This window comes from Leeuwenhoekiella nanhaiensis (genome assembly GCF_002744755.1).
GTDB classification, from domain to species: Bacteria; Bacteroidota; Bacteroidia; order Flavobacteriales; family Flavobacteriaceae; genus Leeuwenhoekiella; species Leeuwenhoekiella nanhaiensis.
Genome location: NZ_KZ319288.1, coordinates 424,843 through 439,856 on the forward strand (window position 1 = coordinate 424,843; position 15,014 = coordinate 439,856).

The window sequence follows — 15,014 nt, forward strand, 5'->3', positions numbered from 1 at the left end:
GGGTTGCGGGTTGCGGTTTAAAATAACTCAATAACCAAAAAAACAGAAAACCTTTTACCTGATACCTCTAACCTCTTACTCCCTAAGTTCCTCAATTAACTTTTAACTTCCTTCCCACTCCGCGCCGTTCGTAAACTCTCTACAACCACTGCACTTATAATCAATAATCCACCTACAATGGTCATTATTTGTGGCATTTCTCCCAGGAATAAGATACCCAGCATAATCCCGTAAACCGGTTGTACGCTGCTGATGATGCTTGCTGTCGTAATTGAAAAATACCGGAAGGTTAGTAAAAACAAGGTATGGCCTAAAGCTGTAGTAAGCAAAGCCAAAGCCAGAATCCAAACAAGATTTTCCTGTAAAGCTTCGGTAGAAACCTGAGTGCTAAACGGAAGCAGGGCTACCCCAATAATCAACGCCTGATACATCATCAACAGGCTGCCGTGGTAACGGGCTACCTGTTTTTTCATCAAAATATTCCGCAAGGCATAGGCTAATGCTGAACCCAATCCATAAACAACTGCCTGTGTATATTGGTTTTCAAAATCCAGATCTGGGATTAAAAACGCAATTCCGGCTAGAACCAAAAGACCGAGAAACAGGTGTATTCTTTGAAACGGAAGTCTTAAAATCAGCGGCTCTAGAATACTCGTCAGCGCCGGATAGGTAAAAATAGTGAGCATGCCAATAGCGACATTACTCAGCTGCAGCGCTTTGAAATACGCCACCCAGTGAATCCCCATTAAGATTCCACCCAGAATTACCTGTAACCGGTCTTTCTTTTGAATTTTAAACGAGATGCTTTTCCACTTTAAAAACAGCACGAGAAAACCCAACGCCAGTAAGGCTCTTAGACCAATAGTCACCACCGGAGCCAAAGTCACCGCCCTGCCCAGAACACCACTGGTACTTACCAGGAGCATGGCCAGATTGAGTTGAAGCAGATTTTTTACAAAAGAGTTGGATTGGTTTGGCAAAAGGAAGGGGTTTCGGGTTTCGGGTTTCGGGTTTCGGGTTTCAAAAGTTGTAAAAAAGTTGAATCGTAAAGTATAAAAATCACTTTTCACTTTTCACTTTTCACTTTTCACTTTTCACTTTTCACCTCTTTTTTCTCTATTCTATATTCTTTTATCTCAGGTCTAAAATCTAAAATCTCACATCTAAATCCTACCTGTTCAACAACAAGGCTTTTTCCCGAATGATTTCAGCTACCGGGCGGTTTTCAATACGACTGTCAAGCCAGGATAAAATATCAAGATACAGAAAAGCGCGACGTTCATAAGGATCTTCCTCATAAACCTCAAGTCTGCTCCGCAGCTTTTTAAATTCGGCTTTAAGTTCACCGGGGAATATTTCGCCCAAATTCCTTAAAAATTTAATCATCTCTTTCTGTACCTCGTGCAAATCATCCATCTTGATCAGGAACTTGTAAGTACTTTTTAGCAGGGTTTCGAGATGATAATCCATACCCGCTTCATAATGCGCGACTAAATTGAGAATTCGCGCAAAACACATCAAATCTTCCCGCATCTTAAGCGATTTATTGTTGATGATTTTCCCCAGATACTCAATGCATTTTTTATACTGCCCATTACCAAAATACAAACTGGCGATCTTATAGTAAAACACCATAATATGATGCTCATCCATACGCTGACCGTTTTGCTTGAGGTATTTCTCAATTTTGGTAATCAAACCATCATCGGTACTGAAATCCCCAACCATAAATTTAAGATTCAGCTTGTGGGAATAGACGTAAAGAAACTCCAGAATATCCAGGTTATCACTGCTCGGGAAATCATCTGAAGCCAGACGAACTTCAAGACGCTCCAGGCTTTCCTGAAATTTGGTATGATGTTTCAGAAAAAACAGCGATTCAAGCAAATAATGATTCCCTTTCAGGTAAAAAACCGGATTACGGGCAATCATCGCTGGACTTTCCTCAAAAAGTTCCACATAGCGCGTGGCGTATTTAAAACAGGATAAAAAGTCCTGAACCAAAAAACTGTACCACAAATAGGCCTTATTCAGCCACAATTTTTCGCGAAAACCGAGTTCGTTTAAATCGTATTTGGGCATCGACTTGTTGAAAAAAGTCGTGATTTCCTGCTTTTCGGCATCACTACGCACATAACCGGTTTTCAGCATCAATCCGTACAACTGTAAAGACAGATTGGACAATTTACTGGTCATCAGATTTTGCCGGCTTAAAGATTTCGCTTCCTGAGCTAATTCCTCAGCCCGCGTACTCATACTGCGCGTGATGTATTGGGTTTCGATTACCTTTTCGAGTTCGACAATCTCATAGGCTACGTTTTTCTCTTCGTTTTCAATTGCCATATGCTTAGCCTTCTCAAGGAGTTTCAGGCTTTGTTGATACAGGCCTTTTTGATACAAAACCGTAGCAAAATCAAGCTGTTCCCGTATTTGCACCCGAATATTCTGGTGCGCGGGGCTTAAGCGAAGCGAAATGAGAATCTGCTTATAGAGATGCGCCTTCAGGTTAGAAAGCTGTTGCTTCTTAACGATGTTGTTTTTGAATATCTCGTTTTCATCATACGTATTCATTTTGTCAAGCAGGTTGAAAAGCTGCAAATACTTAGAATCTGCATTCCCATCAAGACGCCCAACGTAAAGCTTGAACTGACGCTTTTCAGACTTGGACAACGACTTGATCAAAACATAAAGTGAATCTTTTGAATCATTTGCTGTTGTAATGATTTTACGCATAAAAAACTGAATATCAACAATTTAAATAACGACAAAATTAATTAAACATCGTAGGTTTTCTGTCGCAGGTTACATCAAAAGTACTACCTATATCTATATTCACACTTAAATTGAGAAAAAAAGCACTTATGAGCGACAACAAAGTCCAGATTTTTGACACCACATTACGAGATGGGGAACAAGTTCCCGGCTGCAAATTAGACACCCAGCAAAAGCTGATTATTGCAGAACGTCTCGACCTGCTGGGAGTTGATGTTATTGAGGCCGGCTTCCCGATCTCAAGCCCCGGGGATTTTAAATCTGTTGAAGAAATCGCCCGTTTGGTAAAAAACGCAACGGTTTGCGGCCTTACCCGCGCCGTAAAAAAAGATATTGAAGTAGCTGCAGAAGCACTCAAATATGCCGTAAAACCGCGTATTCACACCGGTATTGGCACCAGTGATTCACACATTAAATATAAGTTTAAATCCAACCGCGAGGAGATTATAAAACGTGCTTATGATGCTGTGGCCTACGCCAAAACTTTTGTGGAGGATGTAGAGTTTTACGCAGAAGATGCCGGTCGTACCGATAATGAATATCTGGCTCGTGTTTGCGAGGCTGCTATTAAGGCCGGTGCTACGGTTTTGAATATTCCTGATACCACAGGATATTGCCTTCCGGAAGAGTACGGGGCAAAAATGAAATACCTTAAAGAGAACGTAAAAGGCATTGAGAAAGCCATTCTTTCCTGCCATTGTCATAACGATTTGGGGCTTGCCACAGCAAACTCCATCGCCGGGGTGATTAATGGTGCCCGCCAGATTGAATGTACCATCAACGGTATTGGCGAGCGTGCCGGTAACACAGCTCTTGAAGAGGTTGTGATGATCCTGCGTCAGCACCCCGATTTAGGTTTGGATACGGGCATCAATTCGCGTTTGTTGTGGGATACCAGTAAGATGGTAAGCGACAAGATGGGAATGCCGGTACAGCCTAACAAAGCTGTGGTAGGTTCAAATGCTTTTGCGCACAGTTCGGGTATTCACCAGGATGGTGTGATCAAAAACCGCGAGACTTACGAAATTATGGATCCTGAAGAAGTGGGTGTGACCGAAAGCGCAATTGTTCTTACCGCCCGCAGTGGCCGCGCTGCTTTGGCTTACCGCTCTAAAAAAGTAGGTTATGAGTTAACCAAGCTACAATTAGACGAGGTTTACGAGGTCTTTCTTAGCTTTGCAGACAAACAAAAGGAAATTCATGATGAAGACATTCATGAGATTATGAAAGTCGCAAACATTCAGGCTCAGGTAGAAGCTTAACACATTATAAATTAATAGTTTAAATAAGGATTCTTAGTTTAGAATCCTTATTTTTTAGAATACATACAGTTCGTAAAGAACCAATTGCAATAAAATGGCAGGAAAAACATTATTTGACAAAGTATGGGACGCGCACGTGGTTGATACGGTGCCTAACGGTCCGCAGGTATTGTATATAGACAAACACCTTATTCACGAGGTGACGAGTCCGCAGGCCTTTTCAGAGCTTGAAGAGCGCGGTATCCCTGTGGCACGTCCCGATCAGATTGTGGCAACAGCAGACCACAATACCCCTACAGTAGATCAGCACTTACCGGTGCGCGATGTACTTTCCAGAAATCAGTTGAAACAACTTACTGAAAACTGCGAAAAACACGGCATTACGCTTTACGGTTTAGGACACAAATACAACGGAATTGTACACGTTATGGCTCCCGAGCTTGGGATCACCCAGCCCGGCATGACGATGGTTTGTGGCGACAGCCACACCTCTACGCACGGGGCTTTTGGTACGATTGCTTTTGGAATTGGTACCAGCCAGGTGGCGCAGGTTTTTGCAAGCCAGTGCTTGTTATTGACAAAGCCGAAAAGTCTTCGGGTGAATGTAAACGGAAAATTAAAGCCGAATGTACTGCCTAAAGACGTGATTCTTTATGTGATCTCGCAAATAGGAACCAACGCCGGTACCGGATATTTCTGTGAGTACGCCGGAAACGTTTTTGAAGAAATGTCTATGGAAGGCCGTATGACCGTTTGCAATATGAGTATCGAAATGGGTGCCCGCGGAGGAATGATCGCTCCCGACCAGACTACGTTTGACTACGTACAAGGACGCGAGTTTGCACCTGAAGGAGCTGAGTGGGAACAAAAATTGGAATACTGGAAAACCCTTCCCACCGATGCAGATGCGGTTTTTGATAAGGAATACTCCTTTGACGCGGCAGACATCGAGCCTATGGTAACCTACGGAACCAATCCGGGAATGGGAATCAAAGTAACCGGAAGAATTCCGGATAAGGATGATGTCAACCTCGAGAAGGCTTTGGCTTATATGAATTTCAAAAAAGGCGAAAGTCTGATCGATAAACCCATTAATTATGTGTTTATAGGCAGTTGTACCAATTCGCGTATTGAAGATTTCCGCATTGCGGCAAACTACGTGAAAGGCAAGCAGAAAGCGCCTAACGTAAATGCGTGGCTGGTTCCCGGCTCGCAGCAGGTTGCCAAACAGTTGGTAGAAGAAGGTCTTGATAAAGTTTTTACCGAAGCCGGTTTCGCACTCAGACAGCCCGGTTGCTCGGCCTGTTTAGCGATGAACGACGATAAAATCCCGGAAGGTGAATATTGCGTTTCAACCTCAAACCGAAATTTTGAAGGAAGACAGGGACAGGGCGCCCGTACCATTTTAGCGAGTCCGCTTATGGCAGCAGCCACCGCCGTTGCCGGAAAAATCACAGACATTACCAAACAATTGAATTAAAATGGAAAAGTTCACAAAACTTACCGATACCGCAGTCCCCTTACCTATTGAAAATATAGATACCGATCAGATTATACCCGCACGTTTCTTAAAGTCAACCGATAAGCAGGGCTTTGGAGACAATGTATTTAGAGACTGGAGATACGATCACGAAGGCAATAAAAACCCGGACTTTGTATTGAATGATCCTACGTACAGCGGTTCAATCCTCGTTGCAGGGGACAATTTTGGTTGCGGGTCAAGCCGGGAACACGCGGCCTGGGCTATTGCTGGCTATGGTTTTAAAGTGGTGATCAGCAGCTTTTTCGCAGATATCTTTAAAGGAAACGCGCTGAACAACGGAATTCTTCCTATTCAGGTAACTCCCGAATATTTAAAAGATTTACTTCAAACCATCAAGGAAAAACCGGAAACCAAACTCACTGTAGATCTGGAAAATCAAATCCTCAGCTCTCCCGCAGGCGAACTGGAATTTGAGATTGACCCGTATAAAAAGGTGTGTATGATTAACGGCTATGACGACATCGACTTTTTAATCAGTAAAAAAGATAAAATCGAAGCTTTTGAGCGCGAGCGCAGCTTCTAATGTCACTTCGAGTGTTTGATTGAGGCTTGAGCGGAAATCAAATGTATCGAGAAGAAAAATATAAAACCACGCTCAGGAAATTTTCTGAGTTTGATAACATAAAGATTATGAAATTTAATATAGCTCTTTTAGCAGGTGATGGAATTGGTCCGGAGGTCACAGACCAGGCGGTTAAAGCTTTGGATGCCATTGCAGACGTTTACGATCATACGTTTAAGTTTACCAAAGCTCCCGTGGGAGCTATTGCGATTGACCAGACCGGAAATCCACTACCCGATGAGACGATTGAGCTGTGTAAAAACAGTGATGCGGTACTGTTTGGCGCTATCGGGCATCCTAAATACGACAACGACCCTTCAGCTAAAGTTAGACCTGAACAAGGCTTATTAAAGCTTAGAAAGTCACTCGGTCTTTTTTGCAACATCAGACCGGTAAAGGCTTTTGACCGGTTGATTGATCGTTCGCCGCTTAAAAAAGAAATCATTCAGGGAACTGATATTTCGATCTATCGCGAATTGACCGGCGGAATTTACTTTGGGGACAAACACCTCAGCGAAGACGGTCAGGTAGCCAGTGATGGCTGCTCCTATTCGGTAGAAGAAATTACGCGTATCGCACATTTGGCTTTTAAAGAAGCTCAAAACCGAAGAAAAAAATTAACGCTGGTTGATAAGGCTAACGTTTTGGAAACTTCACGACTTTGGAGAAAAACCGTTACCGAAATCGCTAAAGAATACGACGATGTTCAACTCGACTTCCTGTTTGTAGACAACGCGGCGATGCAAATGATCTTAAACCCCAGTCAGTTTGACGTTATCTTAACTGAAAACCTGTTTGGTGATATCATTTCAGACGAAGCTTCGGTGATAGGTGGTTCTATAGGTTTACTGGCTTCTGCTTCGGTGGGCAGCACGGTAGGGATGTTTGAGCCTATTCACGGCTCCTTTCCACAGGCAACCGGTAAAAACATTGCTAATCCGCTAGCTTCTATTCTTTCGGCAGCGATGATGTTGCGCCATTTGGATCTGCATAAAGAAGCAGACGCGATTGAAAAAGCAGTTGAGAAATCTCTGGAATTAGGGATAACCACCGGCGACATTAACCCTGAGAAACCTTTTTCTACTTCAAAAGTGGGCGATTTTATCGCAGATTTCTTAACCCATCCCGATGATACCAATCGCAACTTTAAGAACATCCACATGGGACAGAGCACGATCATTTAGATGTGAGATGTGAGAATTTAGAAAAAAGAGAATAGAAAAAAGAGAATAGAAAAAAGAGCGACTCGTTTGAGATCGCTCTTTTTATTTTTGGTCATTTTGATCGCAGCAGATATTCTATCCCTTTTCCTCCAGTTGTTCTTTTAAATTTCGGAGCCCCTCCTCAAAGTCTTTGCCTATCATTTTATCCATACTTACAAAATGGCTCATTACGCTAAACGGAAATGTATTCTTACCTGTAAAGCCCCACTCTACTGTAGTTATCCCGGGATTGGGAGTACTCACTTCAAGCCAGGCATCACTGGTACTTTTAAAGGGCTTTAAAAAGCGAAGTTCACTCTCTACCCGCTTTCCGGGAATGATTGCTTTGAGTTCCTGCTCTCCGGTACCTACCTCCTTATTACCTTCCCAATGTGCGACAAAACCGGGTTCTCCATCGGTTCCCTGATAGGATTTTTTCATATTGGGATCTTTCCGGTCCCAGGGAGACCATTGATCCTGATTTTTCAGGTATTTTAAATACTCAAAAACCTGCGCGGCCGGCCGTTGAATGTTGATACTCCGACTTACCCGATAAGATTTTTTCGCAGTGATAGCGAGTAGAAGAATTAGTACTGCTAAAGCCAAAAGGATATAAAGAAACCACATAATAATAGATTGAAAATGAACAATCTAATATACTTTAATTTCAAATACGATTTCTAGACGACCACATTTAATGCCTCAATTTCCTCTTTGTAGTTTTTAGGAAGAAGCAGTGTTTTGATCAGGGCATCTGCATTCAATTTTCGGCTTAATTTATAAACCGGAATCAGCGGCTCTAACGCTGAAAACCGGGAATACTTCAGCAAATTCCGCACAGGTTCAGGGACCAGAAGCTTTTGACTTTCTACCAAAACCGTATAACGCACTGGTCCTAAATGCTTCCTGTATTGTTTGAATAAGTCTTTCGTATAATCACTTTTATAGAGATTTTCTTTCAGATGTGCCTCGCGCTGCGGCAACCAGTTTTTATAATCTGTGGCCAAATCTTTGAGTTGCATACGCTTCCCAAACCGGTAAAATACATCATAAACCTCCTGCTTTTCGTTAGCGGTAAGTTTTCGTTCTAAAACTTCAAAAGAGGCAATCGAATAATGAATAAGCATAAACAGCACATCGCGATAAGCCCAATCGGGAATTTGCGCCGAGCGCTCCTGCTCTACTGCTTTATGAATGTGATAAATGGAATCAATGGTTTGATGCGCCCGGGTCTCTTCTGCAAAAATAATTCTGCGCGCATAAGTCACGGTCGAAAACAAACGCCCTAAAGGATCTGTCGGAAGCTTCCCGGTAAAATACAACCAGTCTACAGCTTTATTCAACGCAAATTCGGCGGCGGCACCTGCAAAAATGAGCAGGACCGTATCACTGGTTCCCCAGATTTTACGCACGATAGAATCTTTGGCTACAAAATTTGACATAACAGGCATTTTTAAAGCTAACGTTTACCAGACAAAAATAGTCTAAATAATACCCCTCGACTGCGCTCGGGAAGACAGGAGTTTGAGATTGTTCTCATTTAGTTGTCGTCATTTCGACCGCAGGGAGCAATCACATCAACCAAATTCTGAAAATACAAAAGTGGAAATACGAAATCTGTAGTACAAACTAACCTTGAATTTTCAACTTTGAATTTTGAATGCTCGAGTCATTTCGATTGCAGGGAGCAATCACAGCAGTTGAGCTCTGAACTCTCCTCTCTCCCGATAGCTATCGGGATGGAGAAGGGTTGGGGATGAGGCTAAAAAAAAACCGCCCGGGACATCACATCCGGGCGGTTCAGGTTTATTGACTTCTAATTTTAGGGGTGAAAAGTCAACAACCTCCTCAACACTAATCAAATTCTAGTTCCAGCCACCACCTAGTGCCTGATACAACTGTACATAGGCATTAAGCTGGGCGACTTTGGTCTCGACCAAATCAAAATTGGATTCTAAAGCATCGCGCTGGGTCATCAGCACTTCCATATAATCTGCCCGGGCAGATCCAAAAAGCTGTCCCGCGATATCCACCGAGCGGTTAAGCGCTTCTACCTGCTGCGTCTTTAAATCATAGCTTTTTTCCAGATTGGAAACTTTTGCAAGCTGATTGGCCACCTCGATATAGGCATTCAACACGGTTTGCTCATACTCGTAAACCGCCTGAACCTGCTTCGCATTGGCACCTATATAGGCAGCCTTAATCTCGTTCCGGTTGATCAACGGAGCGGTGAGTTCGCCTGCTATCGAGTATAACAGCGACTCGGGCGAATTCAACAAAAACTTGGGTTTAAAGGCTTCGAAGCCCACACCTGCCGAAATACCCAAAGAAGGATAAAACCGAGCCTTGGCAACCTTAACATCGAGTTTAGCCGCTTGTAAAGCGAGTTCGGCCTGTTTTACATCGGTTCGGTTTTCGAGCAATTGAGCCGGAATCCCGGCGTTTAGCATCGCCGGCCTGATGTCCATAAATGAAACCGCAGTACGCTCCACAGGTTGTGGAAAACGGCCTACCAGAAAATTGATTCGGTTTTCCGTTTCGGTAATTTTTTGCTGAATTTCATACTGCAGACTGCGTGTGTAAAGCACCTCAGCTTCAAACTTACTTACGGCAAGTCCGGTCGCTTTTGCCGCTTCCTTCTGAAGTTTTACAATACGAAAGGCATTGCCCTGAATCTCGATGTTTCGGTTTACGATAGCCAACTGATTATCCAACGCCAGCAGCTCGTAATACGACTGCGCGATCTCCCCTACCAGTTGGGTAACCATAAAGTTTCGACCTTCAACACTCGACAGGTAATTGAGTACCGCCGCTTTTTTCGCATTGCGCAACTTACCCCAGATATCCAATTCCCAGGTCGCCTGAAGCCCAAATTTATAATTAGGCAAAGGCTCCGGAAACTCCACACCTTCTTTGATCTCAGTATTGGCGTCATTAGCGCCCTGACTGGTATAGCGACCTACTTTTTCCGTTTCGGCGGCTGCTCCAAAACCTACAAAAGGCAGGTATTCTCCTTTTTTGGCCCGAATTTCAGACTTCGAAATCGCGATTTCCTGAAGCATCATATTCAGTTCCTGATTGTGTACCAAAGCAGAATCAATCAGCTTCGCCAAATACGGATCGGTAAAATAATCCTTCCAGTTTATAAGCGCAGTATTGGTCGTATCCCGCTGCATTTTCCCGGCGTATTGTTTGGGAAGCGCGCTCAGATCAACGTCTTTTTCTATCAGTCCCGGAGCTTTACAGCTTGAAAAAGCTAAAATTAAAAGCAGGATGGGAACGTATAGGGATTTATAACGATTACTTATCATAATTATCATCTTCAGATTTTGTGAATGTGTCTATTTCGTGAACGAAACCTTCGGTAAGCGAATGATCTTCTTCATCTCTGATGAGTTTTCGCCCGTCGGCAAGAGAGGCAAAAATGAAATACAATCCGGGAACGATAATGACCCCGAAAATAGTTCCAAACAGCATCCCTCCCAAAGCTGAAGCCCCGATGGTATGGTTACCTATCGCTCCGGCTCCACTTGCCAAAATAAGCGGAATCAACCCGGCGATAAACGCAAACGAAGTCATCAAAATAGGTCTGAAACGCACCCGGGCTCCTTCGATGGCTGCTTCCAGTATCGAAGCACCTTCCGAACGTTTCAGCACTGCAAATTCCACGATAAGCACCGCGTTTTTACCCAGCAGACCTACCAGCATGATAAGACCGATTTGTGCATAAATGTCATTTTCAAGTCCCATCAATTTCAGCAATAAGAACGAACCAAAAACTCCCACAGGCAACGAGAACACCACCGCCATCGGGATGATAAAACTCTCGTATTGTGCTGCCAGTACAAAGTACACAAACACCAGTACGATGAGGAATATGAACACCGACTCATTACCGCGGCCGGCCTCATCGTACGACAAACCTTCCCAGGCGATGTCATAACCTCTGGGCAGGCTGGTTGCCGCCACTTCTTTGATCGCGTCAATCGCATCTGCGGTAGAATAGCCTTTGGCTGGCAAACCTCTGATTGCGGCTGAATTGTACATATTGTATCGGGTAACCTCGTTAGGTCCCTGAGTCTTTTTCAGCTTCATAAACGCCGAATACGGAACCATCTCGCCCTCATCATTTTTCACATACATATTGAGTACATCGCTGGGCAATCTTCGATACTGAGGATCAGATTGCACGTATACCTTAAAGAAGCGGTTGAACTTGATGAAACCCTGCTCATAAGTACTACCAATCATGATATCCAGATTCTCCATCGCCTTACCAATGGTCACCCCTTTTTGCATAGCAAGGTCGTTGTCTACCTCGAGTTCGTATTGAGGATAGTTTGCTGCGAAAAAGGTAAACAGACCGGTCAATTCAGGACGGGCTTTTAAATCGTCTAGGAACTTCTGGTTCACCTTATCAAAGTCCTGATAATCGGTTTCAGTGTTTTTATCTAAAAGACGAAGTGAGAAACCACCCGATGAACCAAAACCGGGAATCGCGGGGGGTTCAAAAAACTCGATTACCGCTCCCAGACCTTTTGTTTTTTCTTCGAGCTCTTCCATGATTTCTTTTACGTCGTGTTCGCGATCGTGCCATGGTTTGAGGTTGATCAAACAGGTACCGGCGTTAGAACCGCGACCTTCGGTCATAATCTCATAACCTGCAAGGGATGATACCGACTCTACGCCTTCAATCTCCTCGCAGATTTTCTGAAGCTCCTGAGAAACCTTGTTGGTTCGCTCTAAAGTCGCTCCGGGAGGGGTTTGAATAATCGCATAGATTGTACCCTGATCTTCACTTGGTATAAAACCGGAAGGCAATACCTGACTCTGCCAGTAAATTCCCGCACAAAAGATTAGAAGCACCGCAAAAGTGAGCCATCTCAGGCTTACAATTCGGCGGAGTAAAGCCACATACTTTCCGGTAAGTTTGTCAAACACGTGGTTGAACTTGTCAAGCGAACGGGTGAGTATATTCTGTTTATGCGGCTTTGCATGGTGGTTTTTAAGCAACATTGCACACAATACCGGAGTAAGCGTCAACGCAATCAATGCCGAAATAACAATCGAACTCGCCATCGTGATTGAGAACTGCCTGTAAAAGGTTCCCACAGGGCCAGACATAAACGAAATGGGCAAGAATACCGAAACCATCACCCCGGTAATTGCGATAATCGCACCGGTGATTTCGCCCAAAACCCGCTTCACCGCCTGATAGGGCGTAATTGTTGGGTACTGCTCAAACTTGGCGTGCACCGCCTCTACCACCACAATCGCATCATCTACCACAATACCAATAGCGAGTACCAAAGCAAACAGGGTCACCAGGTTTATGGAGAGTCCAAAAAACTGAATCACAAAAAAGGCCCCGATAAGCGATACGGGCACGGCGATAATTGGAATCAAGGTCGAACGCCAATCACCCAAAAATATAAATACTACCAAAGCAACCAGAATAAACGCGTCACGCAGGGTATCTACCACCTGCTCTATCGAAGAATCAAGGAATTTGGATACGTCATAACTGATGCTGTATTCCATTCCGGGAGGGAAATCGGCTTCAAGTTCCTTCAGTTTTTCCTTTACCTCTTCAATAACTTCACTCGCGTTACTGCCGTAGTTTTGTTTCAATACAATAGCTGCGGAAGGATGCCCGTCCTGATTCGAATAAATATCGAAGAATTCGCTACCCAGAGCTACAGTACCTACATCTTTTAAACGAATACTTTCTCCTTCGGCATTGGCTCTTAAAATGATATTCTCGTATTCTTCGGGCTCGTTGAAACGTCCTTTATAGGTCAATACATATTCTAAAGACTGGGCATCAATACCCGAACTCTGCCCCAATCGTCCGGGACGCCCCACCACGCTTTGCTCTTGCACGGCTTCCATTACATCTTCCACCGAAATATTATAAGCCCGCATACGGTCTGGGTTTAACCAAACCCGCATCGCATAACGACGGCTACCTAAAATCTGTGAACGCGCGATCCCTTTAAGACGGTTGATCTCCGGGATCATCTTCACATCAGCATAGTTGTAGAGAAATTTTTCATCCATACTCTTGTCTTTAGAGTACAGGTTTACGTACATCAACATACTGGGTTGAATGGGCGTAATGATCACCCCTTCGCGCTGCACCAGTTCGGGCAGCAAAGGCATAACCTGATCAACCCGGGTTTTCACGCGAACCACCGCATCGTTGGGGTCTACGCCGGGTTCAAAAATGATACGGAGGGTGGCTTCACCGGCACTGGTCGCATCGGTAGCCATATAGCGCATATCCTGCACCCCGTTGATCGCATTTTCGAGGGTAATAAGTGTTGATTTTACCAGTACATCTGCACTCGCACCGGGATAGGCGATAAAGATGTTTACGGTGGTAGGGGCAATCTGCGGAAACTGCGAAATAGGCAGTTGCTTTATTGATAACGCACCTACAAAGACGATCATAATCGAGATTACGATCGCAAATACAGGTCGCTTTATGAATTTACTAAACATGTTTTGTGTTTTTGGGGTGAGATTACTCGGCGTATAGATCTAAATCGGAAATGACCGCTTTAGGGTCTTTTACCTCAAATATTATCTGCTCATTTTCACGTACCAGTCTTAAGCCTTCCAGCAGGATTTTGTCTTTGGGAGAAAGACCGGAAGCAATTGCATAGAGATGCGGCATTTCGTTAGCGATCTGCACTTCCCGTGATTTCACGATGCCTTCATCGGTTATCACAAAAACATATTTTTTATCGAGTACCTCAAAGGTGGATTTCTGCGGAATTAATAGCGCATCTTTAAGAGGAATGGTCACGTGCACATTACCGGTTTCCCCATGTCTTAGCAGACCTTCAGGATTTGGGAAGGTCGCCCTAAACGGAATGTTTCCGGTTTCGTTATTGAAATCCGCTTCAATGGTTTCTACGATTCCGGGGTGTTTAAAGTAGGCATTGTTAGCCATCAAAAGCTTAACCTCGGGCTTTTCAGCAGTGGTTAAATTACTCTGATAATCCAGATATTCGGCTTCGGGAACATTATAATAGACCCACATAATATTATTGTCAGAAAGACTTGTAAGCAATTCGCCTTCATCTACCAGACTTCCCAGTCTTACGTGAAACCGGTCTACGATACCGTCAAAAGGTGCTCTGATTTGGGTAAACTCAAGGTGCACCTGAGACAGGGACAATTCGGCATTGGCCTTTTGCAGTTTGGCTTTGGCCATTGCCAGTTCGTTTGGCGCAACAATATTGCTGTCTGCAAGCTTTTTGGTGTTTTCATATTCTATTTCTGCGAAACGCGCTTCGGCTTTTGCTTTTTGCATTTCGGCTTCATACAATTTGGGCATAATTTGAAACAGCAACTGCCCTTTTTTAACAGCCTGACCTTCATCTACAAATATTTTCTGAAGGTAACCGCGCTCCTGAGCACGCAGTTCGATATGGCGGCTTGATTGTATTTGCGCTACGTAATCTTTGGTGATTACCGTATCTAATTTAATGGGGTTGGTGACTAAAAAAGTGGTTTTTTCTTCTTCTTTGTGGTGTTCAGTTTTGCAGCTTATGTGCAACAAAAGCGCACCCAGGCCTAGCATCATGAGAATTTTTTTCATGTGTTTGAATTTTACGATAAATGATTTGATGTGAGGTGCTCTTCCGGGATGGAAAAGACACAGA

At 43.9% G+C, this 15,014-nt stretch carries 11 protein-coding genes; 4 read left to right on the plus strand and 7 right to left on the minus strand.

The features are described 5' to 3' along the window. Positions 1-95: 95 nt before the first annotated feature. Positions 96-1,070 carry a DMT family transporter gene (locus CJ305_RS05600; protein ID WP_317043993.1) on the minus strand — a complete coding sequence of 325 codons (975 nt, stop codon included), beginning with the start codon at positions 1,068-1,070 and terminating at the stop codon, positions 96-98. 100 nt (positions 1,071-1,170) lie between these two features. Then, a complete protein-coding gene (locus tag CJ305_RS05605; RefSeq protein ID WP_099645262.1) occupies positions 1,171-2,733 on the minus strand; it encodes a hypothetical protein in 1,563 nt (520 codons plus the stop codon). A gap of 128 nt (positions 2,734-2,861) precedes the next feature. Between CJ305_RS05605 and CJ305_RS05610 the strand changes: the two genes are divergently transcribed. The 4 genes from CJ305_RS05610 to leuB all read left to right on the plus strand — a co-directional run bounded on the left by CJ305_RS05610 (position 2,862) and on the right by leuB (position 7,323). Then, on the plus strand, positions 2,862-4,034 hold the full coding sequence (locus CJ305_RS05610) for a 2-isopropylmalate synthase (protein WP_099645469.1): 1,173 nt from the start codon (positions 2,862-2,864) through the stop codon (positions 4,032-4,034). A 94-nt stretch (positions 4,035-4,128) separates the two neighbouring features. Next, positions 4,129-5,514, plus strand: a complete 1,386-nt coding sequence (leuC, locus tag CJ305_RS05615) for a 3-isopropylmalate dehydratase large subunit (RefSeq protein ID WP_099645263.1) — start codon at positions 4,129-4,131, stop codon at positions 5,512-5,514. 1 nt (position 5,515) lies between these two features. Then, positions 5,516-6,100 (plus strand): 3-isopropylmalate dehydratase small subunit, encoded by a 585-nt coding sequence (leuD, locus tag CJ305_RS05620; RefSeq protein ID WP_099645264.1) that lies wholly within the window; start codon positions 5,516-5,518, stop codon positions 6,098-6,100. 107 nt (positions 6,101-6,207) lie between these two features. Beyond that, entirely contained in the window at positions 6,208-7,323 is a 1,116-nt protein-coding gene (gene leuB, locus CJ305_RS05625; RefSeq protein ID WP_099645470.1) for a 3-isopropylmalate dehydrogenase, read from the plus strand. A gap of 114 nt (positions 7,324-7,437) precedes the next feature. On the opposite strand, the gene CJ305_RS05630 is transcribed toward leuB, so the two are convergent. The 5 genes from CJ305_RS05630 to CJ305_RS05650 form a co-directional block, all read right to left on the minus strand. Then, positions 7,438-7,968, minus strand: coding sequence for an SRPBCC family protein (locus CJ305_RS05630; protein ID WP_099645265.1), 531 nt, complete (start codon positions 7,966-7,968; stop codon positions 7,438-7,440). A gap of 53 nt (positions 7,969-8,021) precedes the next feature. Next, positions 8,022-8,783 (minus strand): oxygenase MpaB family protein, encoded by a 762-nt coding sequence (locus CJ305_RS05635; RefSeq protein ID WP_099645266.1) that lies wholly within the window; start codon positions 8,781-8,783, stop codon positions 8,022-8,024. Positions 8,784-9,206: 423 nt separating this feature from the next. Beyond that, entirely contained in the window at positions 9,207-10,652 is a 1,446-nt protein-coding gene (locus CJ305_RS05640; protein ID WP_099645471.1) for a TolC family protein, read from the minus strand. Continuing rightward, positions 10,642-13,845 carry an efflux RND transporter permease subunit gene (locus CJ305_RS05645; protein WP_099645267.1) on the minus strand — a complete coding sequence of 1,068 codons (3,204 nt, stop codon included), beginning with the start codon at positions 13,843-13,845 and terminating at the stop codon, positions 10,642-10,644. The genes CJ305_RS05640 and CJ305_RS05645 overlap by 11 nt, the downstream gene beginning before the upstream one ends. Before the next feature lie 22 nt (positions 13,846-13,867). Further along, a complete protein-coding gene (locus CJ305_RS05650) occupies positions 13,868-14,950 on the minus strand; it encodes an efflux RND transporter periplasmic adaptor subunit (protein WP_099645268.1) in 1,083 nt (360 codons plus the stop codon). Positions 14,951-15,014 lie beyond the last annotated feature (64 nt).